This window comes from Microbacterium sulfonylureivorans (assembly GCF_003999995.1).
GTDB lineage: Bacteria > Actinomycetota > Actinomycetes > Actinomycetales > Microbacteriaceae > Microbacterium > Microbacterium sulfonylureivorans.
Window position 1 is genome coordinate 908,997 of record NZ_RJAD01000001.1, and the last position, 22,412, is coordinate 931,408.

Genomic DNA, 22,412 nt, shown 5'->3' on the forward strand with positions numbered 1-22,412 from the left:
CATGACCCTCGACATCCGCGGACTGAACCCCGCACCGATCACCCCGTTCACCGAAGACGGCGACGTCGACTACGCGGCCATCGAGCGCCTCGGCTCCTGGCTGGGTTCGATCGACGGCGTCAAGAGTCTCGTCGTCCTCGGCCACGCGGGTGAGGGCACGTTCCTCACCGACGAAGAGCAGCTCGACGTCATCCGCGCGTTCGTCGCCTCGACCGACGGCCGCGTGCCGGTCATCGCCGGCATCACCAAGGAGGGGAACAAGACCGCGGCGCTCGAGGCGAAGGCCGCCGTCGATGCCGGAGCCGCCGCAGGTCTCGTCTACCCCTCGCACGGCTGGCTCCGATTCGGCTATCAGAAGGGCGCCCCGCAGACCCGCTACCAGGAGATCTACGAGGAGTCAGGATTGCCGCTCATCCTGTTCCAGTACCCGGACAACACCAAGGCCAGCTACGACCTCGACACACAGCTCGAGATCGCCGGGCAGGAGGGCGTTTTCGCCACGAAGAACGGCGTCCGCAACATGCGCCGCTGGTACACCGAGATCCCCGCGCTTCGCGCCGCGTACCCCGACCTGCAGATCCTCTCGTGCCACGACGAGTACCTTCTCCCCACGATGTTCGACGTCGATGGGCTCCTGGTCGGGTACGGCAACATCGCACCCGAGCCGCTCATCGAGCTCATCGCCGCCGGCAAGGCCAAGGACTACGCAGCGGCTCACGCGATCCACGAGCGCCTGCTGCCCGTGACGAAGAACGTCTACCACCGCGGGTCGCACATGGAGGGCACCGTGGCGCTCAAGTGGGGCCTGGTCAACCGCGGCATCCTCGACCACGCCACCGTCCGCACGCCGCTGCTCCCGCTGCCCGACGGCGCGCCCGCCGAGATCGCGGCCGCGTTCGCCTCCGCCGGCCTCGGCACCGTCGCCGTCCCGGCCTGACACGTCGACGGGGCGGCGGCCGCGAAGGTCGCCGCCCCAACCTCCGAACCACCCCGCCACTCGAGTGGCGCCCAGTCAACGACGACTCGCGGCCCTGCCGCCCTCCAATGAAGGAGACCACCATGAGCGAGCGCACCACCACCCGTCACACATCCACCACGCCCGGCACTGGCTACGGCCGCATCTCGACTGAGACGATGAAGAGCATCGTCGACACACGCAGAACACGCCGGAGCTTCTGGCAGCAGCTGGCCCTCATCGGGCCCGCCTTCGTCGCCGGCGCATGGCAGTTCGGCCCCGGCAACCTCACCACGGCCGTCCAGGCGGGGAGCGGCTACCAGTACGCCTTGATCTGGGTCATCGTCGTCTCGACGATCCTCATGATCTTCCTCACCGACATGAGCGTCAGGCTCGGCATCAAGTCCCCGGTCTCGCTCATCGCCTCGATCAAGGACCACCTCGGGAAGTGGGTCGGCGTCCTCGCCGGAATCGGCATCTTCCTGATCACCCTCTGCTTCTCCGTCGGCAACGCCGTCGGGTCGGGCCTCGGCCTGTCGATGCTGTTCGGCGGAAACCCGGTCATGTGGACGATCATCTGCACGGTCGCAGTGGCATCGCTGCTGCTCCTGCGCAACGTCTACCGGGTCGTCGAGAAGGTCCTCGTCGCGATCGTCGCCCTCATGGCCATCGCCTTCATCGTGTCGGCGTTCCTCTCCAACCCGTCATGGGCGGCCGCGGCATCCGGTCTCGTCCCGACCGTCCCCGACGGCTCCTGGCTGCTGATCGTGGCGTTGGTCGGGACCAACTTCTCGATCAACGCCGCGTTCTACACGTCGTACGGAACCAAGGAGCGCGGCCGCACCGAGGCTGACTACCGCGACGTCACGATCGTCGACACCGTGCCCGGCATCGTCGCCCCCGGCATCATGACCGCGCTCGTGATCGTTGTCGCCGCAGCGGTCCTCGGCAAGACCGGCGAAGCCGCACCGACCATCGTCGCTCTCGCGGGGATCTTCGAGCCCCTCGCCGGGCCGATCGGATCCACGGTCTTCGCTCTCGGATTCTTCGGTGCCGCATTCTCGTCGATGATCGCCAACGCCACCGCCGGAGGCGCGATGCTCTCGGACGGGCTCGGCCGCGGCGCCTCGTCCAGCTCACTCACGGCCAAGATCGTCAGCGCCACGATCCTCGCCTTCGGCATCGTGATCACGCTGATCTTCCAGGCATCGCCCGTCGAACTGATCGTCATCGCTCAGGCGCTGACCATCTTCATCGCCCCGGTGCTCGCCGCGCTGATCATCATCATGGCCAACCGGTCATCGCTGATGGGCGACATGAAGAACCGCTGGTGGCAGAACCTCCTGGGCATCGTCGGCCTCGCCGCCGTGCTCGCGCTGTCGATCCGGCTGTTCGCGACACTGTTCCTCGCCGGCTGACGAACGCCCGACGACGGAGCCTCCCGGATGCCGCATCCGGGAGGCTCCGTCGTGCGCAGAGTGCTGGCCTCGGCCCAGCAGCTCCGGCGACGCCCACCTGCGACTCGTCGCTGTGCGCCCTCCCCGCTCCCTTGGAACACCTACGGTGATCGGAGCTGCGACTCCCCGGTGACAACGGCGCGGCGCCCTCGGACGGGTAGCCGCGGATCGCAGATGCGACGGCCGGCTTTCCCTTTTTCGTGCTCGCAATGCTGAAGGCCCCGCGACCCCAGTGTTCTCAAGGGATTGCGGGCCTTCTTGTGGCGGAGACGGAGGGATGTGAACTCCGCTGGGGCAGTCGCCACCCGCGAGAGATGAGGGCGATTCATGCGGATTCCCGCGCTTCGCGTGGTGACGGAAGCGAGCTCAGGGGCGTCACCGTTCACCGAGGCTTTCTCGAATCTTTTCTCACGCTCGCTGGGGCTCGTCTGAGCCGCCTGGGCCGTTCTCTGACTCTGCTTCCCCGCACATCGCGTGACATCGACAGTGGGAGTTGAACCCGTACTCAGTGAGATCACCACGCCTGCACTCGACTGCATTCGGTCTCGAAACCGCGACTTTCCGCGGGACCGAGTTCTCGGCCTCTACTTGCCTCTACCGCGAACGCGATTCGTTCTTCCTCACGGGCAGGGTCCGGTCTGCTGATTCCGCGCACTGTGGGATCTGGTCGAAGATGGGTCGCGACGACGACAATGGGGCCTGAAATTCGCTCGTCGTTCCACCAGGGCACGCGCGGGGTCGAAGCGCAGGAATTTCCCGACCATCAGCAGGGCGGTCGGCGCCGGCGCGGGCAGATCTCTTGGTCGTCGCGATGCGCTCTTCGACCAGCACGTTCATGCCAGCGCAGAGTGCGCGTTTTCCGAACGATGCATGCGTCGACAGGGGAGTGGGGAGCGACACGAACTGAACGGCGAGTCCGTGAGGATCGCGTCGAGGTCCTGAACTCTCTGTGCGTGCGGGGCTTCGGGCAGCGGACGGCGGTCGTACGAACGTGCAGGTGATCTTCGAGACCGAGCGCACCCACGCGGCGGAATGGACGCGTGCCATGCGGTCTCGGCAGACGATCCCGATCGCTCCCTGAACGGGCTATGCCTCACGACCGTGCCGAGGGGTGCGGTTCCGTCTCGCCGGCAGAGGCAAACCGACGGGACGGAATATCGGGCAAGGTTTGCCGAGCAGCCGATGCATCGAGGAGCACTGTGACCTCGTCGTGCTCGTGCAGGATCGACGCCGGGAACGAAGGGTCGGTGCCACCGGACAGGAGTCTCTCGACGGCGTCGGCTTTGGACTCTCCGCGTGCGATGAGCAGTATTCGTCGCGCGGACATGATCGTTGCGATCCCCTGAGTCACGGCGAGCGTGGGGACAGCATCGGCCGACGAGAAGAACCTCGCGTTGTCGTGCCGCGTCTGGTCGGCCAGTTCCACCACGCGAGTCCGGGAGTCGACGCTTGACCCGGGTTCGTTGAATCCGATGTGTCCATTTCGGCCAATTCCCAGCACCTGCAGGTCGACTCCCCCGGCGCGACCGATGGCCGTCTCGAACTCCGCGGCTGCGAGCTCTAGGTCCGGTGCATTCCCGTCCGGGACGTGCACGCGTGCAGGATCGAGACCCAGAGGAATGGTCACGGTCGCATCGACTACTGCGCGATAGCCCGCTGGGTGCCCTGGCGGAAGTCCGACGTACTCATCCAGGGCGAACACGGCGCGGGGGGCGAGTCCTCCGCTATCCGCGGCGAGGGCCGCCCAGAGCGGCGCCGGGGAGGACCCGGTCGCCACGCCGAGCACACGCAAGCCCGAAACTCTCCGGACGAGTTCGGCCGAGAGGGCGCCAAGGTCCTGCGCCGTTGTGGTGAGATGAACCCTCATCACGCTACTTCAGCGCTCCCTGAGTGATGCCGCCGTCGAAGCGCTGCGGTGCACGGCCTCCGGACCAGTATCGCCGAACCCGCTCGGGCCCCCGAGACCGCTCTCTCTTCCAGCCGCTGGAGCAGCAACGACCCGCTGGGCGTCGAGAGCCCTGTGAGCGTGCGCACGTCACTGCGGCTCAACGTGTCGTGCTCGATCAGAAGGTCGAGCACGACACGGCCATTCAGATTGCGTAGCAGGCTTGGCTGTGCGGGTGCCGGGCCGCGGCTGTCGCCTGGTACCGATGCGTTCATCGCGATCCTCCCGGAGGTTAGGAAACTTTACTATCTCGACCTTAGTGGCCGGGGTGAACGTGTCAACGCCCGCGCCCGCTGCAGTTCGCGTCTCACGGCTACCGGAGTTCGGATAGCCGTCGCGCGCGGGAACTCGTGGGATGGCGGTGGACCTACTCGGGGTTCAAGGGTTCACGCGTCGTCGGTGATCTGATGAGGCGGTTCCGACGCGAGTTCTCTCAGGACCTGTTTGCTGATCGAGCAGATTCGCGCTCTTCCTATATGACTGAGAAGACCACCACACGACGTTGTCACACGCCAGTGTGGTGGTCTTCTCATGCGGCTCGCGTCGCGCTACTCCTTGATGATGCCGTGGTAACGGCCCATCCAGTAGGGCAATGTGAACGTAAATCCGACGACAAACTCCCCGCTATTGTAGTCGTAATTGGGATAAACCCCCGTGGTCGAGTTCTCGGCTTCGAATGGATTCCCGTTGTTCTTCATTGCAGGTCGCTCGTCAGGCGGCAGAACGTAGTTCGTCTGCTTGTAATCGTCGCGATCGCCCGGTTCGATATAGAAGACATCCTGGCGGTTCATCTGCATCGGGAATTCGATCTGATACTCGTACTGCCGCGACAAGTATCGAACGGCCGACTGCAGATCGATGTCCTTTCGTTCCGGGTGTGCCAGCTGGTACAGGAACGTATAGTACGGATTCTGCTCGCGCACCTCATTCACGTACCACTGATCGAATGCCGTGACGATCTGCGGGCGCTTGGTCGGATCGTTCTCCTGCAAGATGAGCGGATACAGCGCGAACCAAGCCAACTCCTCGTCGGAGTAGTTGATGTACTGTGTCCAATCATTATGCAAGGTGGCGTTGATGTTGGAACGAGCCTGGATGTCGTCACCGGCTTCGGCATACGCAGCTTCATAATTGTCTCGGGTCACCAATTCATTATTGTTGATCCCGTACGCATTCGTCGCTTGCCTCACGAGACGGCGGTCAATATATTCGTTCGCCATGCCGATATAGCCCTTGCCGTTGATGTACGGCTCTTCCTTGCTGTATCCCGAAGCGTCGAACAGCAGATCATAGGCGTCCTTGTATTCCTGCTTGCCGATGATGTTGCCGGCTGTCTTGAGGATGGACATCACTTCCAGCGCATTCAGGGGCGCATCCTCGAAGCCGTATGAAAGCGAATCTTCGCCGTCCGCGTCGACGCCGACGTTGGAGGCCCATTCCGGACGCTGCTCCATCGCACCGGTCGTGTCGTTGAAATACTTCGCGAACCACTTGGACCACAGCGTCGATTTGCCGGTCGCGTCTTCGATGTAGAAGTGGTCGTCTTTCAAGACCAGGTCAGTCATACGTTCGGTCGACTGCTCGATGACGCCCTTGAGCGCGAGCATTTCCGGATCGTGACTATCGCCCACCAGGTACTCGTTGGCTGCAAAGAACAGAGCATAATGTCCGATGACTTCGTCAGACGACGTGTCTGCCTTATAGACGATCTTGCTCATGTCAATGTTGCCGTTCTTGATCGCCGACTCTGGGAACAAGTCGTTGAAGAACGTCGGGATCTGCTCGTAAACGGGCACTGTGAGCTGGAACAGGGGCGGGTTCGTGGCGCTCGTCGAAGTGTCAGCACTCGGCTTCAGCTTGGTATTGGTGGCCGAGGTGATGACAGGAAGCACCTGCTGCACCGAATCGTTCACTTCCACATAGATGTCAGTGCCCAGTTGTGCTTCGGCAGGTCGTGAAGCGTTCAGCTTCGCTACCGCATCCGCCGTCAGCGTAAGGCCGTTGTAGTTCATCTCGCCTTCTCCCCCTGAAGGGAACAGCTTGCCGCCGATCTTGGTCATCGCATCTTTGGTCACACGGGCGATCGAGTAGCCGATCGGCTCGATGGGGTTGTTGTCCTCATCGAAACGCTCCATGCTCGGAATGACGCCATTCGGATTCGGCGAGCCGTCCATCACAGGATGGAACCAGAATCCGTTCTGGCTCTGGTAGCCAAAGTCCGTGCCGTCAGATGTCTGCGCTCCCGCTTCGCTCGTCAGCATGTACGAGCGTGCCGGAAAGCCATTGCCACGGCCGGACACGTAGTCGAGCAGCAGCACCGCTTTCGTGGCGCGAAGCGCGGCACTCTTCGCCGCAGCGATTTCCGCTCGCGAACCGCCTTGCTCGAGCAACGTCCTGTAACGGTAGATCTCACCGATGGCGTACATCGCCGTCCACAGTCCGTCGTTGTCGGACGTTTCTGCAAGCGATTCGAACGCGCCGTCGTTGTAGTTGATCCCGCGAGTCGCGTCGGTGGGGGTGAAGGTGAACCGCGCATCCGAGGTCATCCCTCGGCGATCATGAACCGCCTGAATGATATCTTCATAGGCGGCGGCTTTCTCCTGCAGCGTCTTGAACGGCATCGCAATATGCGTAATACCTCGCGCATTCTGAACCCAAACGCCGCCTTGCCCGTCGCTGGCCAGCGCAGTCACATGATCGTCACCGTCGAACATGTAGCGCGGTCCAGCAAAATACTGCACGATGTCACGCTCATCCTCTTCTTCGAAGTTGACGCGCTGCAGTCCGTTCTCGGTTCCGATCCAGTAGACGCCCTCTGCGTCCTTCACCACACTCGTGACGTCATCAGTCACTGCGATCGGCAGGAACTTCGGCGCCGTCCCGTCGGTTACCCACCGTATCTGTGGCGTTGTCGTCCCGGGCCCGTAGTAGGTGACCTCTTTCGTGCGAGCGGGTTCCAGCTTGACCGCAGAGAACGAGGATGTCTGCGGCTTGGCCGCCAGCGCCGGCATTGCAGGCAACGAGAGCAGCAGAGCGGCGGCTGTAGCACTGCCGATCAGCGTTTTGAGCTTCTTGTTCATGATTGACATGGAGTCGCTCTCCTTCCTCACTGGGAAATCCGGGCAACGCCGGATTCCGTAATCGCGAACACGCCCTTGCCGCCATCGGAGATGAGCAGTAGCACTTTGTCGTCGACGAGTTGGTTGTCGTCTGCCTGGTACTCCGTCATCTTGTTGCTTTTCAGGTTGATCTTCGTAACGCCGTCATCGGTGCCGATCCACAGGTGCTTGCGGTTGTGGTCGAGAACCGAGGTGTTCACACCGCGAAGCGCTGGGAAAAGCGACGGCTTGACATCAAATTCGTGGTTGACGAAGGTGCCGGCGTTGGAGAGGTCTGCGGGCATATCGACGCCCGGGTTCGCGGTCGCGGGATGATACGTCGCATCCCGAACAAAGCCGATGTACTCCTTCACGGAGGCCTCCGCATCGGATGAACCGAGCTTGCTCAGCGCCTCATCGTAGGTGTAGAGAACTGTCGCCTTCCCTGCGTGCGCGGGCGGGGCGGCGAAGACGGGCGACGCTCCCATGAGGCAGGCGAGTAGGGCGAGGATGAGAATCGCTGGTTTCCATTTGATGCGCATGTCTTTTCCTTCCTGGTTGTGATGTTGCAATGACGCCGTATTCGATTCGACGTTCACTTCGAGCTTTCGTCAGTCCGCTGCACTGCGACCCTCCGTCAAGTTAGGAAACTTTACTATCTGGAAGTTAGCCGCCGCGGATCGCGGTGTCAACGGTCGGCTCCGCGCCAACAGGGCCCGCGGTGGCGGCCGGCGTTCGCGGCGCGCAGTGAGCGAGACGGTCGCCATCGAGTCGTCGCCGGGATTGCGGATCTCGACGAGAACGGGTCCTGAACCCGACGCCACCAGCGTCGATCCCGGCCTTTGTCATCCGCTTGCCGCGCTGCTCGCGCGCTCCCCAAGATTGTCAGCGCGTCATGCTCGGTCTCAGTACGGGCACGTGGTGACGCCCCCGCTATCCTCCATGTGGATGACGGCCGAGATGCCCCGGATCGAGGAGCACCGCGCGGCCAGAGGAGCATCCGTGCGCGGCTCGGCCCGGCGCATTGACAGTGGCCGCAACTCGCCGCTAACGTGAGATAGTAAAGTTTCCTAACCACGCGGAGGCGTTGTGACTTTCAGCTCACGGGGTGACAGCCGAGCCCCAGCTCCGGCTCAACCCGGACTGCTTCGCAGCATGAACAACCGGGTCGTCCTCGACCTTCTCATAGAACGCGGCACCCTGAGCCGCGGCGACGTACGCGACCTCACTGGACTGTCGAAGCCGACCGCGTCACAGCTGCTCACCCGTCTCGAGGAAAGCGGGCTGGTCCTTCCGAGCGGCTACGGCGAGACCGGCCCCGGCGGCCGGGCGCCGCAGCTCTACGCGATCAATCCGGGCGCCGGGCACGCCGCCGCCGTGGATGTTCGTCCCGAGTCGATCTCGGCGCGCATCGCCGACATCAGTGGCGTCGTGGTCGCGGAATTCGAGATCACGCAGCTCCCCGACCCACGCGGACCCGAGAACGTCGCACAGGTCCTCGCCGGCGCCTGCGGCATCGCGGGGATCGCCGTCGATGAGCTCGACGCCATCGTGGTGGCGGTCCCTGGCTCGTACGATGTCGCAGAGGATCTGCTCCGCTACGCGGAGCATCTCCCCGGCTGGCAGCAGCCCGGCATCGGCGAGGAACTGCGTCGCCATCTCGGGAAGGCCGCGGTGTCTCTCGAAAACGACGTGAACCTGGTCGCGCTCGCCGAGCACCGAGCCTCCGACGTCGCTGGAGAGAGCTTCTTCCTCCTGTGGCTCGATGAAGGCATCGGCGGCGCGCTCATGATGGACGGCTCGCTGTTCCGCGGCAGCCGAGGCGCCGCGGGCGAAGCGGCGTTCCTGCTCCCCCCTGGCTCGCGCCTCGATGGCGAGCATCGGTCAAAGGGCGCGTTCGAGGGTCTCGTCGGCTCGGACGCCTTGCGCGAGTTCGCCGCCGATGCCGGCCACCCCGTGGGCTCCACTGCTGATGCCATCGCCGCCCTGCTCGCAGATGCCGGTGCGGCCGAGACGATCCAGGAGATCGCCCAGCGCTACGCGTTCGGCCTCGCATCAGTCATCGCGCTCGTCGACCCCTCACGCCTCATCCTTGCGGGCGAAGTGGCCCGTATCGGCGGCAGCCGACTGCGTGACGCCGTGGCGGCGCACCTGGACCGGCTGGTCATCAGCGCCCCTCCGCTGGGCCTGGCCGCCGTCGCAGACGCGCCGATCCTCGAAGGCGCGATGCTGTTGAGTCTCGACCTCGCGAGGGAATCGGTGTTCACCACATGAGCAACGCGACACTGCGCGCCCTGCGGATCGTGGTCGTGGGCGGCGGATCCACCTACACGCCCGAACTCGCGGACGGGATCGCTCGGCTCCGAGAGTCCCTCCCTGTCAAGGAGCTGATCCTCGTGGACCCCGACCTCGCGCGGGCACGCGTGGTCGCCGGCCTGTCTGCGCGCATCCTCGCCGCTGCGGGCAGTGACTGCACCGTCGAAGCCACCACGAGCCTCGAAGATGCCGCGGTGGGCGCCGACGCGGTGCTCCTGCAGCTGCGCGTCGGCGGTCAGACGGCGCGCGCCCGAGACGAGGCGTGGCCCTTGGAGTGCGGCTGCATCGGCCAGGAGACGACAGGGGCAGGTGGCCTCGCGAAGGCGCTGCGCACCATCCCCGTCGTGCTCGACATCGCCGCGCGGGTTCGCGATGTCAACCCTGACGCCTGGATCGTGAACTTCACCAACCCGGTCGGCATGGTGACCCGTGCACTGCTGGATGCCGGGCACCGCGCGGTCGGACTGTGCAACGTCGCGATCGGCTTCGAGCGACTGTTCGCGGCCGAGCTCGGGGTTGCGCCCGAGGCCGTTGAACTCGACCACGTTGGACTCAACCACCTCAGCTGGGAGTTGGGCGCGCGAGTGCGCCATGAGGACGGCACTGCGACCGAGGTCCTCGATCGTCTCCTCGACGAGCATGGCGCGGCTCTCGTCCGCGAGACCGAACTCCCGCTCGACCTCCTCAGGACCGAGCGCTTCATTCCCTCCTATTACCTGCGGTACTACCTTGCGCACGACGCGCTCGTCGAGCACGCGCGCACCGCGCCGTCGCGCGCCCTGGAGGTGGCCGCGATCGAGAGTGAGCTGCTGGCCCGCTATGCGGATCCCGAACTCGCCGAGAAGCCGGCGCAGCTGGCTCAGCGGGGTGGTGCGTATTACTCCGAAGCCGCGATCGGGCTCCTCTCGAGCCTTCTGGGCACGGGAGCGGTCTGCGACCACATCGTGAATGTGCGCAATCGGGGAACGCTTCCGTTCCTGGACGCCGACGCGATCATCGAGACGAGGGTGGAGGTGGGGCCCGGCACGCTGCGCGTGCGCGCCGCACCCCCGGTCCCGGCGCTCGCCTCCGGGCTGATCGCGCACGTCGCCCGCTACGAGGAGCTCGGCGTCGATGCAGCGATCCAGGGCGGCCGTGACCGCGTCGTGCGCGCCCTGCTGGCACACCCGCTCATCGGGCAGTACGAGACCGCTCAGGCGCTCGCCGACACGCTCATCACCGAGAACCTGGAGTGGCTGCCGTGGGCCCGCTGAACGAACCTTGCCTGCTCGCCCTGGACGGCGGCAACAGCAAGACCGACGTCCTCCTCGTCGCCGAGGACGGTACCGTCATCACCCGCGCGCGAGCGGGCGCCTTCGTGCCGCACATCGTCGGAGCCCCGGCCGCCGTCGCCTCGCTGGCCGGTGCCGTGACCGAGGTGCTCGCGTCGGTGCCGGGCGGGCGCGCGTCGGTCGTCGCGGGCTACCTCGCCAACGCGGATCTCCCCGAGGAGGAGGAGGCGATCGCCGAAGCGATCGCTGCGCATGGCTGGGCTGATCACGTCGTCGTGGGCAACGACACCCTCGCCATGCTGCGGGCCGGTACGGATGCCGCAACCGCCGTCGCCGTGGTGTGCGGCGCCGGGATCAACTGCGTCGGCAGAGCGCCGGGCCGCGCCGACGTGCGCTACCCGGCTCTGGGCAGGATCACCGGCGACTGGGGCGGCGGGTTCGGCATCGGCAAAGAGGTTCTCTGGCACGCGACGCGCGCCGAGGACGGGCGCGGTCCCGCGACGGGACTGGCTGCTCTGGTCGCCCGCCACTTCGAGCGGGACACCGCAGTCGGCGTTGCGACCGGCATGCATCTCGGAACGGTGGATCGCGACCGTCTGCACGAGGTGGTCCCCCTTCTCTTCCAGGCCGTCGACGCGGGCGATGCGATCGCCGAGGCGATCGCTCGCCAGCAGGCAGACGAGATCAGCCTCCTCGTGACCACCACGCTCACCCGCCTCGATCTGGGCGACGAGCCGGTGGACGTCGTCCTGGGCGGCGGCATGCTGACCAGCCGGCATCCCGCTCTCCTCGGCCCGGTGATCGCGACCATCACCACCGCCGCTCCCCGCGCCTCCGTCGAGATCGTGGACGCGGAGCCCGTGCTCGGCTCCGCGCTGCTCGGGCTCGACCACCTGGACGCCCTCACCGGACGCCCGGGCGATGTCGCCGAGCGGCGCCGGAACCTGCGCGTCAGCCTCGCCACGCGACAGGAAGCGCGGGTGTGACCGCATCGCTCCGGCTGGGTCTTGTCGGCACCGGGTACTGGGCCGACGTGACGCACGCCACAGCCGCCGCCGCCGCCCCCTCCTGGGACCTGGCGGCGGTGTGGGGTCGCGACGCCGGACGGGCGGCCGCTCTCGCTGAGCGCCACGGCGCCCCGCATGCGGGCACCGACTTCGACGCCTTCCTCGCGCAGGTGGATGCCGTCACCTTCGCCGTTCCGCCGCAGCTGCAGTCAGAGCTCGCCGTGCGCGCCATCCGGGCCGGCAAGCATGTCGCGCTCGAGAAGCCGATCGCGACGAGCCTGGGGGACGCCGATCGCCTGGTGGCGTCGGCGGACGCTCACGGCGTCGCGACGATCGTGATGTTCACGATGCTCTACGACCCGCGAGTGCGGCGGCTCATCGATGAGGTGCGCGTCGGACGGCGATGGACGGGCGGCGCCGGGCTGTGGCTCGGGTCGGCCCTCAATGACGAGAACCCCTTCAACACGCCGTGGCGCCACGACAAGGGCGGCCTCTGGGACCTCGGACCGCACGCCATCTCGGTGCTGTGGAAGACGATCGGTCCCATCAGCGCGGTCCGCGCCGAGGCCGGCGAGGGCGATCTGGTGCACCTGATCCTCTCGCACGACGACGGGCGCACCTCGACGGTGACGATGACGCTCCGGGCGCCCGACGCCGCCGACGGCTTCTCGACGCTGCTGTGGGGCACGGCCGGCCGTGCGTCGGTGACGGTCGACGATGTAGACCCCGTCGCCGCCTTTGTGACTGCGTACGAAGACCTGGGCCGCCTGATCGAGTCCGGAGATCGCTCGCACGAATGCGATGTGCGGTTCGGACGCGACGTCGTCCGCGTCCTCGCCGACGCCGAGGCGCAGCTGACGGGAGTGTTCTGATGCACGCACGCAGCCTGAGCTTCCCTGCGCCGGGCGAGATCGAGATCCTCGCCGCGGAGGTCGACCCGCCCGGTTCCGGCCAGCTCCGCTGCGCCGCGGAGGTCTCGCTCGTGAGCGTCGGCACGGAGCTGACCTGCCTGCGCGGGCAGTTCGATCCGCGGACGTTCTGGGAGGAATGGGTGCAGTATCCGTTCGCTCCCGGCTACTCGATGGTCTCGCGTGTCGAGTCGGTCGGGCCGGAGGTGACGGCCTTCCGCCCCGGAGACCGTGTGTTCTCCTTCACGCCGCACGCGGAGGCGTTCCTCACTGCCGCGCGTGACGTGGTCCCGATACCCGACGGCGTCCCGGATGACCATGCGGCGTGGGCATCGCTCGCTGTCACGACGCAGTGGGCCCTGCGGCGCGCGGGCTTCGCCTTCGGCGAGACGGCGGCGGTCATCGGCCTCGGCCTGCTCGGGCAGCTGCTCGTGCGCTATCTGCGCATCGCCGGCGCCCGCCGGATCGTCGCGATCGACACCGACGCCGACCGGCTAGCTCTCGCGGTCGCCGGGGGCGCCGATGAAGTCCTGTCGATGACCGTAGCCGACGCCGTCGAAACCCTCCGAGGCTCCTTCGACGTCGTGCTCGATGTGACGGGGCACCCCGCTGCCTTGGCCGGCGCATCCGAGCTGGTGCGGCCGCTGGGCAGGCTGGTGCTCGTGGGCGACGCTCCGCGTCCGAGCCTGCAGCACCTCGGCCCACGCATCGTCGCCGACGGCATCTCGATCATCGGCGTGCACGCCGGGACCGCGGCGGAGATGCCGACACCCGCCGATCCCTGGAGCACGGCCGCGATGCTCGCGGTCTTCTTCCAGTACGTCGTGGACAGGCGGATGGATCTGTCCGCGCTCACGACCCACCGCGTGACGCTGGAGGGCGCACCCGAGCTGTATCGGGCGCTAGAGCGCGACCGCACCGCCCACCTCGGGGTGCTCATCGATTGGGGAGACCGGAGATGACCGACGTCATTCGATGGGGTGTGCTGGGCGTGGCGGGCATCAACGCAGCCATGGTTCCGGCGATCCGCGCTTGCCCTGGCGCAGAGCTTCTGGGCGTCGCCAGTCGCAACGAGGGGCGGGCTCGAGACGTCGCCGCGACCGAGCGCCTCGACCCGTACGTCGGGTACGACGCTCTGCTGACGGACCCCAAGGTCGACGCCGTCTACCTGCCCACTCCGAACGCACAGCACGCTCTGTGGACGCTGCGGGCCGTCGCCGCGGGCAAGCACGTCCTGTGCGAGAAGCCCCTCGCCGTCACCGCGAGCGAGGCCAGGGAGATGGCGGATGCCGCGGCCGCGGCCGGTGTGCACCTCGCCGAGGCGTTCATGTACGCGCATCATCCGCGCTACCACCTCGTCCGGCGCCTGATCGCGGACGGCACCATCGGCGACATCCGCTCGATCCACGTGACGTTCACCTTCGATGCGTCCGGCGAGCTCGGCCACTCCGGATTCCAGGGAGCTCCTGGCAGCGGGGCGATCTACGACGTCGGATGCTACGCAGTGCACGTGGCCCGTACCCTGATCGGCGCCGAGCCGGAGGCAGTCACCGCCCATGCGATGAGCTCCGCCGTCCATGGCGACATCGACATGAGCACCTCGCTGCTCCTCGAGTTTCCCGGCGGCGTCGGCGCAACCGCGCAGCTGGGAATGTGGAATGGCGATCGTGACACGGTCACCGTCATCGGGTCCCGAGGCTGGATCGAGATCCCCCGCGCGTTCCTCTGCTCTGCCACGGATGACGCCGGCATCGTCCTGGGCGAAGGGGACGACTCACGGGTGATCGCGGTGCCGCCGGCCGATCACTACGCCCTCCAGGTCGCGTGCTTCGACGCCGCGGTGCGTGGCGACGGCGAGCTGCTGTTCCCCATCGACGATGCGATCCACCAGGCGGTCGTCCTCGAGGCGGCCACCCGCTCGTGGCGAGAGCGCGTGAGGGTGCCGATCAGCGGGAGCTGAACTCGCCGACGATGTCGGAGAGGAACATGTCGACCCGATCGCCGAAGGCGCGAAGACCCGTCGACCGCAGTCCCTGCAGCCGTGCGAAGACGGCGTCCCGCTCGGCGCCGATCACCTCGGGCGGCCCGCCCGAGCCGGAAGCATCGAGACTGTCGACGGCAACGATGAGGGCGTCGATCCCCCGCGTGTACTGCTCGATCCAGGGCGCGATCTCCGCGCCGAGCGCCGCGTTGTCGAGCCGCCTCATCCGGTCCGCCACACCGGCCAGCCGCTGAAGCTCCGCTCGCAGCTCGGAGACGGCGGCTGCCCGGTCGTCGAATTCGTACCGGAACGCGAAGCGGTCGAGCGTGTCGCCCAGCCGTGGTGCGTCGTCCGTGCACAGCGCCGACCCGCGGAAGGCATCCGCGAACTCGCGGAAGTCCGCCGCATCCCGGGCGCCGCTGACTCGACCGAGCGCGGCATCCCAGCTCTTCTCGGGATCGAAGCCCTCCGGGTCTCGGCAGAAGTCGGCGACGCCGGCGAGCGCGATCTTGGACGCCTCGGCGAGCGGCATGGGGTTGGCGATGATTCCGGCCGCAGCCTCGCTGAGGCGAGGATCCCGCCCGAGATAGGGCCCGATGTGGAGTTCGCCGGTCATCGCCACATCGTTCACCGGGAAGTTGTCCCAATAGAGGGGTCGGCGACCGGTCGCGCGGGCGAAGACGTCGGCGTCGGCGGCATCCAGCTCCGGCGAGCAGATCGCACGGCCCGTCCAGAACAGGCGCGTGTGCGGGTGCAGGCCCGAACCCAGCGCCGCGATGTACGGCTCGTCCCCGCGGCCGCAGTACAGCGTCGGGCAGACCGTCAGCCTGCTTCCGCCGGCGCTGTCGAGCGCGCGCTCGAGCGAGCGGACCAGGGAGAGCTGAGCCGCCACGAGGTCGGGGAAAGCCGCCACGTCGCCGGGGTGCTGGAGGCGCCAGGGGATGTCGTCGAGGAACAGCGCGACATCGGTGATGCCGAGTTCGCGGACGGAGTCGAGCTTCGCGTGGACCGCCGCGGTATCGTCCGGCTCTGCGTACCGCATCGACAGGCCCGGGGACAGCCCGTAGGAGAGGGAGATCTCTGCCGCCCGCGCGCGATCGGTGAGGATCTGCAGTTCGTCGGCCGCCGCGCGGTCATAGGGCTCGCGCCAGCGACGACGTGTGAAGGGATCGTCCTTCGGCGAGTACACATAGGTGTTCATGCCGATCTCGGCGATGAAATCGACCATGTCCAGGCGCTGGTCGGTGGTCCACGGACGGCCATAGAAGCCTTCGACGATGCCCTTGGTCTCGATCCCGCTCACAGCGATCGCACCCGGGAGCGATAGCGGGCGACGGCCTCGACGTTGAGCGCGTCGCCGCCGGGGATGTTGCTCGAGGTGAACACGGCGGGGACGCTGCCCGAGGCCACCGCGATGGCAGACGCTTCGATGGCGATCGCGTGGAGGATCGCGGCCCCCGTGACGGTCGAGGTCGGCCCCATCGGCGCTGGGATGCTGGGCACCGCCGTGGCGGCGTCGCCCGCCGTCCCGAGGTTGTCGATGACGATGTCGGCGAGCTCGAGCAGACCCGGCGAGTGTGCCACGGCGGCCGTGGACTCCGCGTGAGCGCGACTGAGGATGCCGATGACGGTCAGCCCCCGAGCCTGCGCGGCGCGCGCCAGTTCGATCGCGACCTGATTGCGGCTCGAGTTGGAGACGAGGATGAACGTGTCATCGGGCCCGGGATCGATGTCGGCGAAGACGGCGTCGCCGATCCCGGCAGTCCGCTCCAGCGCGGTGGACAGGACGGCGTTCCCGTGCAGCATCAGCGATTCGACGAGCACCGGGTCGACAGCGGCCAGGCCGCCGGCACGGTAGAAGGCCTCCAGCGCCAGCATGTGCGAATGCCCCGACCCGAAGATGTGCACGAGCCCGTCACGCATAAGGGTGCGCGCGACCGCACGACCAGCCACGGCCAGAGACTCGTGCTGCTCGTCCGCCAGTCGCGCGAGGAGCGATGCGGCGTGGGCGAGATAGCTCGCAGCCGGCGCCGAGAGCGCCTCGGCGTTCTGATCGATCATGGGGCTCTCCATCCGGTCATGTGGTGATCGTAGGCGTCCCCCAGCGTCTCGGTCACGAGCGCCCACGCGCCGTCGAGGGGATCGCCCGCGGCAGGGGCGATCTCACGCTCACCATCGTGCGCGAACCGCGCCTCCAGCTGCGCGCGCAGCGGCGTGCCCGGCGCCACCAGCCTGCCGCTCATCGCGATCCGCACCGGCCGGGTCGACACCACTGCAGAAGCGGCGCGCGCCGTGCGAGCAAGCTCGTCCGCGGCCTCGTCCACGATGGCCAGGGCGACGGCATCGCCGCCGCGCGCGGCATCCAGCACGTCGACGGCGAACGCTGCAATCGAGGCCACAGGGCGCGGAAGCGAATGCAGGCGCGCAGCCAGTCCGGCCTCGACGCCGAACCGCGCCCTGCAGGCCTCGGAGAGCGAGGTCGGTCCCGACCTGCCGTCCGCTGCCCGCAGGGCCGCCTCCACTCCGCGGCTCCCGATCCAGAAGCCGCTGCCGGCATCCCCGAGGAGGAATCCGTCGCCATCCACGAGGCGGAACCCGTCGACGCCGGGATCGAAGCCGATGCAGGCGATGCCCGTTCCGACGGTGAGAACCACACCGGCAGCGCCGGAGAAGGCGCCCGCGTGCGCCGTCAAGGCGTCCGCGGCAACCGACACCCGCTCGGCGCCGAGCGCAAGGCCGACGCGAGCGGCCAGCTCTTCGCGCTCGCTCGAAGAAGCCGGCAGGGTCGTCAGGCCGAGCACCATGTGGCGGATCGCCGGGATACCGCCGGGGAGGTGGGTGAGGCAGCGGCGGATGCGGTCGATCAGGCCCTCTCCGAGGTCGCCCTCGAGTCGCCCCAGGCCCTCCACGACGACGGGTTCCGCAGCTCCGGTGACGCGCACCCGGATCCCCGTCTGACCGCCGTCGACGGCGACATCCACCGCGGCCGTCATGCCGCTCTCACTACTGTGGAGAGCGCATCGACGAGATGGGATGAGGGCCGATGGGAATCCGCCGGGCGCGCAAGGCCGACACCGACGACCTCTACGCCGTGTGCCTGGGCACCGGCGCCGATGGGACTGACGCGAGCGATCTCTACGACGATCCCCGCCTGCTCGGAGAGGTGTTCGTCGGCCCCTACCTGCGCCACTCCCCCGACTTCGCCTGGGCGTACGCCGACGCGGACGACCGCGCACGAGGGTACGTACTCGGCGTCCTCGACACGACTTCGTTCGAGAACGTGCTGGCCACCGCATGGTGGCCGGTGCTGCGGGCGCGGCATCCTCTCGTGCCTGAGACGGCGAATCCGCACGATCGGGAGATAGTCGAGTACCTCCACCACCCGCAGCGGCGGCCCGCCTCGCTTCTGGAGGCCTACCCCTCGCACCTGCACATCGACATGCTCCCCGATGTGCAGGGGGGCGGCCGAGGCGGCAGGATGCTGGGCACCCTGCTGGACGCCCTCGCCGATGCCGGGTCGCCCGGCGTCCATCTCGGGGTCTCGCCCGCGAACCTCCGCGCCATCGGCTTCTACGAGCATTTCCGGTTCGAGGCGGAGCCCTCCGCCTCGAGCGCTGATGAGCTCATCATGATCCGCGCGTTGTGACCCGCACGAGCCACGAGCCGGGAGGATCACTGCACCGAGCCCTCGGTGACGCCGGCGATGACCTGCTTGTGGAAGATCGTGTAGACGACGATCACCGGCAGCGTGATCATCGAGAGCGCGGCGAACAGCATCGGATAGTCGGTGGCGTGACGTCCCGTGAAGGCGAGCAGCCCGGCAGGGATGGTGCGCAGGTCATCGTCCTGCACGTAGAGCATCGCGAGGAGGAACTCGTTCCACGCTGAGAGTATCGAGAACACGGCGACCGTCGAGATGCCGGGAGCCATCAGCGGCAGGACGATCTGAACGAGCGTGCGGAAGTCGCCGGCCCCGTCGACGCGCGCCGCCTCGAAGATCTCCTTCGGCATCGAATCGAGGTATGCCTTCAGCAAGAACACCGCGAGCGAGAGCCCGAGGCCCGCGTACGCGACCATCAGCACCCACCGCGTGTTGAGAAGGTACACCGAGTCGAAGATCCGCGACTGCGCGGTGATGTAGGACTGCACGGGGAGCAGCAGACCCAGGATGAACGGAGCGAGCAGGAGCGTCTTGCCGCGGAACTCGAACCGGCTGAATGCGTAGGCCGCGGCGAGCGCGCACAGCAGGATGATCGTCACGGCCGAGGCGGTGACGATGACGCTGTTGAGGACGTAGCCGCCGAGGTTGCCGCGCTCCCATGCCTCCGCCCACGTGCTGAAGTCCGGGACGGCCGGCGGTGAGAACGGCGCATCGAATATCTCGCGCTTGCTCTTGAACGACGACATCACCATCCAGCCGAGCGGGACGATGTAGATCAGCGACAGCACGATCATCACGGTGTGGTACAGCGTCCTGCTGCCCGCGACGGCGATCGTCCGCCTCGCGCGGCGGCGCTGCAAGGGGCGCTGCTGCGCGAGGGGAGGCGCGGGACGTTCAGTACTCAATGTCATTGCTTCCACCCTTCGTGCGCATCCTGACGAGAATGAGCGCGATGCCCACCACGACGACCGTCATGATCGTCGACAGCGCGGCACCGTAGCCGAGGTCGCGATACCGGAACACGACCTCCACGAGATACGTGGTGATGATCTCCGTCGAGTGGTCGGGCCCGCCGTTGGTCATCACGTAGAACAGATCGAAGCTCTGGAACGCGCCGGTGATGCACAGCAGCACGGCGACCTCGATCATCGGCCGGATCAGCGGCACTTTGACGCTCCAGAACACCCGCCACTGGCTGGCTCCATCCAGCGTCGCGGCCTCAAGGAGATGCTTCGGGATGCGCTGCAGCGCGGCGTAGAAGATCGCCATGTAGAAGCCGGCGTAGATCCAGCCCGAGACGACGGAGATGGCGAGCAGGGCTGTGTCGGGATCTCCCAGCCACACCCGGGTCAGTCCGTCGAGCCCGGATGCGCGCAACCCGGAGTTGATGAGCCCGATGTCATCGCTGTAGACGAAGCTCCACAGGATCGCGATCACGATCATCGGCAGGGTGACCGGCACGAAGAACGCGACGCGGTAGAACGTGGTCCGCCGCCCTTGCATCGTCACGAGGCCCGCCAGCAGCAGCCCGACGACGACCTCGAGCGCGAGTGTCAGCAGGATGTAGACGAAGGTGTTCCGGTAGGCGACCAGGTAGATCTCGTCCCGGAAGGCGCGGAAGTAGTTGTCGAGACCGACGAACTGGATGGCGTCAGTGCCCGACCAGTTGGCGAAGCTCAGCGCCGTGTTCGCGAGGGCGGGGATGAGCACGACGAACGCGAACACGAGTATCGCGGGCGCCACGAACAGGTACGGCGACCAGGCGCGGGTGGGTTTCACAGCAGGACTCCTCGAAACAGTGCGGGACGCGACGGGATGTCACCCGTCCCGTCCCGCACCCCTGATCAGTTGGCGGCGTCGATCCGCGACTGCGCGGTGTCGGCGGCTTCCTGCGGTGTCGCCGTGCCTCCGATCACCGACGCCGCGGCGTCGTAGAACGCGGCAGCGATCTCGATGTCGTGGCCGCTGTCCGCCGGTGCCACGAGTGCGCTCGCGGTGCCCATCATCTCGGCGAGGGCGACCGTGCGCGGGTCGGCGTCGACGCCCTTGAACGGGTCGATCGTCATGGGGGCGAGACCTGCCTCGGCCCACATCTTCGTGCCGTCCTCATCGGCCAGCATCGCGAGGAACTCCAGCGTCTCCTCCTGGTGCGCCGACTTCTCGTTCACCATGAACCCGGTCGAGATGCCCAGCACACTGTCCTGGTCGCCGGCGCCATCGGAGAAGGCCGGGAGGTTGAAGTAGTCGAAGTTGAGGTCTCCGGCATTCTCGGCAGCATCCGCCATCAGCCAGCTGCCGATCTGGTGCGTCGCAGCCTTCTGCAGGAAGAACTGCGTCATGGCCTCGTCGTCCGCGAGCGCGTTGATGCTCGGGTTGACGAACGGGGCGAGCTCGGCGAGCTTCTCGAAGGCCTCGACCATCTCAGGCGAGTTCATCGGCGCCTCGCCGTCCATGACCGCGGAGTACTGCTCCTCGCCGACCATCCGCGACACGATATGCGAGGCGACGCTGCCCACCGGCCACTGGTCCTTGTTCCCCTCGACCAAGGGCAGAAGGCCCTCGTCGAGCATGGCCTGGTTGGCGTCGAGGTACTCATCCCACGTCGTCGGGACGCTGAGGCCGAGATCATCGAAGACATCGGCGTCGTACCAGATGACGTTGGTGACGTCACCGGTCCACGGCACCATGTAGATGCCCGATCCGTCGACATCCATGTTGTTGAACGCGTTGGCATCGAAGCGTCCCGCGAACAGGTCGCCCTCGAGCGCTTCGCTGAGGTCGGCACCGTCGCCATCGCTGACGTGCCCGCGCATGCGGGGGCCGGACCACTCGAAGTAGGCGTCCGGAGCCTCTCTGCTCGAGAGCAGAGTCGCGAGGCCGGTGGTCTGGTAGACGTCATCCTCCTGGATGATGATCTCCACCGTTCGTCCGGGGTACTTCGCTTCGTACTCTTCCTTGAGCACCTCGAAGCCCTGGTCGACAGCATCCCCCGAGGAACCCATGGCGACCCTGATCGTCACGGCATCCGGGTCGCTGCTGGCTGAGCAGCCGGCGAGAGTTGTCGTGCCGGCGATGGCCACAGCCACGAGCATTGCACCGGACGCGCGATGAGAGTTGAAGCGCATGGGCTCCTCCAAGTTAGTAAAGTTTCCTATCCCAAAGTAGATCAACTCCCGGCCCGCCTGTCAATGTTTTCCGCTCACTGAGGCCGAAGCGGAATCAACGCGAGGAAACGGAAGGGCCCACCTTGAGATCTGAACCCGTACTCGCTGGGCGGCAGCTCCGGCAGCCTGGGCGCCGACGGCGACGGCGGGCAAGCGCGGACTCCGGCCAAAACGAGAGGCCGAGCTGTGGCTGACGAGACCGAGGGTAACTGCCCTCCGTCTCTTCTTTCTCAGATCTTTCTCAATCCACCCCGCGGCTGCGAATCTCCGTCATCGATGAGCAGATTGCTAGGCGCGGTCCGCCAGCAACCCTCACTTCGCTGACGCTTCAAAGCGCCGATCAGGAAGCGGCTTCTGATCTGGGAAAGATTTGAGAAAGGACCCAACCGCCGCGAACTGACGTGACAGGGCTGCATCGACCCGGAGCATCTCAAGCGGCTCTGCACGACCGCGAAACACCTTGAAAACTGCGGACACGGAGGGATTTGAACCCTCACTTTCCAACTGGCCGTCTGGCTGACAGACGACGCGCGTCAGGCGGCATCATGCGACGCTCCCGTGCGATTTTCCGCAGAAACATGCGGAATTTCTGACCCTCTCGTCCTCCCGTCATCGATCGATACGGGCTGCGCGTGGTCGGCCTTCGTTG

At 66.8% G+C, this 22,412-nt stretch carries 18 protein-coding genes; 9 read left to right on the forward strand and 9 right to left on the reverse strand.

Going from position 1 to position 22,412, the window contains the following annotated elements; genetic code table 11:
* Position 1 precedes the first annotated feature (1 nt).
* Positions 2–937: a dihydrodipicolinate synthase family protein gene (locus EER34_RS04095; protein ID WP_205791356.1), complete on the forward strand. Its 936-nt coding sequence runs from the start codon at positions 2–4 to the stop codon at positions 935–937.
* A 122-nt stretch (positions 938–1,059) separates the two neighbouring features.
* Positions 1,060–2,373 (forward strand): Nramp family divalent metal transporter, encoded by a 1,314-nt coding sequence (locus EER34_RS04100; RefSeq protein WP_127473274.1) that lies wholly within the window; start codon positions 1,060–1,062, stop codon positions 2,371–2,373.
* Between the two features lie 1,132 nt (positions 2,374–3,505).
* On the opposite strand, the gene EER34_RS04105 is transcribed toward EER34_RS04100, so the two are convergent.
* From EER34_RS04105 to EER34_RS04115, 3 genes are all read right to left on the reverse strand, one after another.
* Positions 3,506–4,279, reverse strand: a complete 774-nt coding sequence (locus EER34_RS04105; protein ID WP_127473275.1) for a glucosamine-6-phosphate deaminase — start codon at positions 4,277–4,279, stop codon at positions 3,506–3,508.
* A 626-nt stretch (positions 4,280–4,905) separates the two neighbouring features.
* Complete coding sequence (locus EER34_RS04110; protein ID WP_127473276.1) at positions 4,906–7,446, reverse strand: hypothetical protein; 2,541 nt, start codon at positions 7,444–7,446, stop codon at positions 4,906–4,908.
* Between the two features lie 17 nt (positions 7,447–7,463).
* Entirely contained in the window at positions 7,464–7,997 is a 534-nt protein-coding gene (locus tag EER34_RS04115) for a hypothetical protein (protein WP_127473277.1), read from the reverse strand.
* 613 nt (positions 7,998–8,610) lie between these two features.
* On the opposite strand from EER34_RS04115, the gene EER34_RS04120 reads away from it, so the two are divergent.
* The 6 genes from EER34_RS04120 to EER34_RS04145 are packed head-to-tail and all read left to right on the forward strand — an operon-like array spanning position 8,611 to position 14,917.
* The gene (locus EER34_RS04120) at positions 8,611–9,729 is read left to right on the forward strand and encodes an ROK family transcriptional regulator (RefSeq protein ID WP_127473278.1); all 1,119 of its coding nucleotides are present in this window, start codon (positions 8,611–8,613) and stop codon (positions 9,727–9,729) included.
* On the forward strand, positions 9,726–11,024 hold the full coding sequence (locus tag EER34_RS04125; protein WP_240642108.1) for a family 4 glycosyl hydrolase: 1,299 nt from the start codon (positions 9,726–9,728) through the stop codon (positions 11,022–11,024). Before EER34_RS04120 ends, EER34_RS04125 begins: the two co-directional genes overlap by 4 nt.
* Entirely contained in the window at positions 11,003–12,028 is a 1,026-nt protein-coding gene (locus EER34_RS04130; RefSeq protein WP_205791358.1) for an N-acetylglucosamine kinase, read from the forward strand. Before EER34_RS04125 ends, EER34_RS04130 begins: the two co-directional genes overlap by 22 nt.
* Positions 12,025–12,921, forward strand: a complete 897-nt coding sequence (locus tag EER34_RS04135; protein WP_127473279.1) for a Gfo/Idh/MocA family protein — start codon at positions 12,025–12,027, stop codon at positions 12,919–12,921. The genes EER34_RS04130 and EER34_RS04135 overlap by 4 nt, the downstream gene beginning before the upstream one ends.
* Positions 12,921–13,919: a zinc-dependent alcohol dehydrogenase gene (locus EER34_RS04140; RefSeq protein ID WP_164743442.1), complete on the forward strand. Its 999-nt coding sequence runs from the start codon at positions 12,921–12,923 to the stop codon at positions 13,917–13,919. The genes EER34_RS04135 and EER34_RS04140 overlap by 1 nt, the downstream gene beginning before the upstream one ends.
* On the forward strand, positions 13,916–14,917 hold the full coding sequence (locus EER34_RS04145) for a Gfo/Idh/MocA family protein (RefSeq protein ID WP_127473281.1): 1,002 nt from the start codon (positions 13,916–13,918) through the stop codon (positions 14,915–14,917). Before EER34_RS04140 ends, EER34_RS04145 begins: the two co-directional genes overlap by 4 nt.
* Here EER34_RS04145 and EER34_RS04150 read toward each other — a convergent pair.
* From EER34_RS04150 to EER34_RS04160, 3 genes are read right to left on the reverse strand one after another with little or no spacing between them, the layout of a single operon-like run.
* Complete coding sequence (locus EER34_RS04150) at positions 14,904–16,241, reverse strand: protein O-GlcNAcase (RefSeq protein ID WP_164743443.1); 1,338 nt, start codon at positions 16,239–16,241, stop codon at positions 14,904–14,906. The two genes, EER34_RS04145 and EER34_RS04150, sit on opposite strands and share 14 nt — an antisense overlap.
* A complete protein-coding gene (locus EER34_RS04155; protein WP_164743444.1) occupies positions 16,238–16,999 on the reverse strand; it encodes a sugar isomerase domain-containing protein in 762 nt (253 codons plus the stop codon). The genes EER34_RS04150 and EER34_RS04155 overlap by 4 nt, the downstream gene beginning before the upstream one ends.
* A complete protein-coding gene (locus EER34_RS04160; RefSeq protein ID WP_164743445.1) occupies positions 16,996–17,931 on the reverse strand; it encodes an N-acetylglucosamine kinase in 936 nt (311 codons plus the stop codon). Before EER34_RS04160 ends, EER34_RS04155 begins: the two co-directional genes overlap by 4 nt.
* A 50-nt stretch (positions 17,932–17,981) precedes the next feature.
* On the opposite strand from EER34_RS04160, the gene EER34_RS04165 reads away from it, so the two are divergent.
* Entirely contained in the window at positions 17,982–18,584 is a 603-nt protein-coding gene (locus EER34_RS04165; RefSeq protein ID WP_127473284.1) for a GNAT family N-acetyltransferase, read from the forward strand.
* Between the two features lie 26 nt (positions 18,585–18,610).
* Here the strand turns inward: EER34_RS04165 and EER34_RS04170 are convergent, their stop codons facing one another.
* The 3 genes from EER34_RS04170 to EER34_RS04180 form a co-directional block, all read right to left on the reverse strand.
* Positions 18,611–19,510: a carbohydrate ABC transporter permease gene (locus EER34_RS04170; RefSeq protein WP_127473285.1), complete on the reverse strand. Its 900-nt coding sequence runs from the start codon at positions 19,508–19,510 to the stop codon at positions 18,611–18,613.
* On the reverse strand, positions 19,494–20,378 hold the full coding sequence (locus tag EER34_RS04175) for a carbohydrate ABC transporter permease (RefSeq protein ID WP_205791360.1): 885 nt from the start codon (positions 20,376–20,378) through the stop codon (positions 19,494–19,496). The genes EER34_RS04170 and EER34_RS04175 overlap by 17 nt, the downstream gene beginning before the upstream one ends.
* 65 nt (positions 20,379–20,443) lie before the next feature.
* The gene (locus tag EER34_RS04180) at positions 20,444–21,724 is read right to left on the reverse strand and encodes an ABC transporter substrate-binding protein (protein WP_127473286.1); all 1,281 of its coding nucleotides are present in this window, start codon (positions 21,722–21,724) and stop codon (positions 20,444–20,446) included.
* Between the last annotated feature and the right edge of the window lie 688 nt (positions 21,725–22,412).

Coding starts and splice junctions, on each gene's coding strand:
- EER34_RS04095 (WP_205791356.1), top strand. CDS start 2: ATGACCCTCGACATCCGCGGACTGAACCCCGCACCGATCACCCCGTTC.
- EER34_RS04100 (WP_127473274.1), top strand. CDS start 1,060: ATGAGCGAGCGCACCACCACCCGTCACACATCCACCACGCCCGGCACT.
- EER34_RS04105 (WP_127473275.1), bottom strand. CDS start 4,279: ATGAGGGTTCATCTCACCACAACGGCGCAGGACCTTGGCGCCCTCTCG.
- EER34_RS04110 (WP_127473276.1), bottom strand. CDS start 7,446: ATGTCAATCATGAACAAGAAGCTCAAAACGCTGATCGGCAGTGCTACA.
- EER34_RS04115 (WP_127473277.1), bottom strand. CDS start 7,997: ATGCGCATCAAATGGAAACCAGCGATTCTCATCCTCGCCCTACTCGCC.
- EER34_RS04120 (WP_127473278.1), top strand. CDS start 8,611: ATGAACAACCGGGTCGTCCTCGACCTTCTCATAGAACGCGGCACCCTG.
- EER34_RS04125 (WP_240642108.1), top strand. CDS start 9,726: ATGAGCAACGCGACACTGCGCGCCCTGCGGATCGTGGTCGTGGGCGGC.
- EER34_RS04140 (WP_164743442.1), top strand. CDS start 12,921: ATGCACGCACGCAGCCTGAGCTTCCCTGCGCCGGGCGAGATCGAGATC.
- EER34_RS04145 (WP_127473281.1), top strand. CDS start 13,916: ATGACCGACGTCATTCGATGGGGTGTGCTGGGCGTGGCGGGCATCAAC.
- EER34_RS04155 (WP_164743444.1), bottom strand. CDS start 16,999: ATGATCGATCAGAACGCCGAGGCGCTCTCGGCGCCGGCTGCGAGCTAT.
- EER34_RS04160 (WP_164743445.1), bottom strand. CDS start 17,931: ATGACGGCCGCGGTGGATGTCGCCGTCGACGGCGGTCAGACGGGGATC.
- EER34_RS04165 (WP_127473284.1), top strand. CDS start 17,982: ATGGGAATCCGCCGGGCGCGCAAGGCCGACACCGACGACCTCTACGCC.
- EER34_RS04170 (WP_127473285.1), bottom strand. CDS start 19,510: ATGACATTGAGTACTGAACGTCCCGCGCCTCCCCTCGCGCAGCAGCGC.
- EER34_RS04180 (WP_127473286.1), bottom strand. CDS start 21,724: ATGCGCTTCAACTCTCATCGCGCGTCCGGTGCAATGCTCGTGGCTGTG.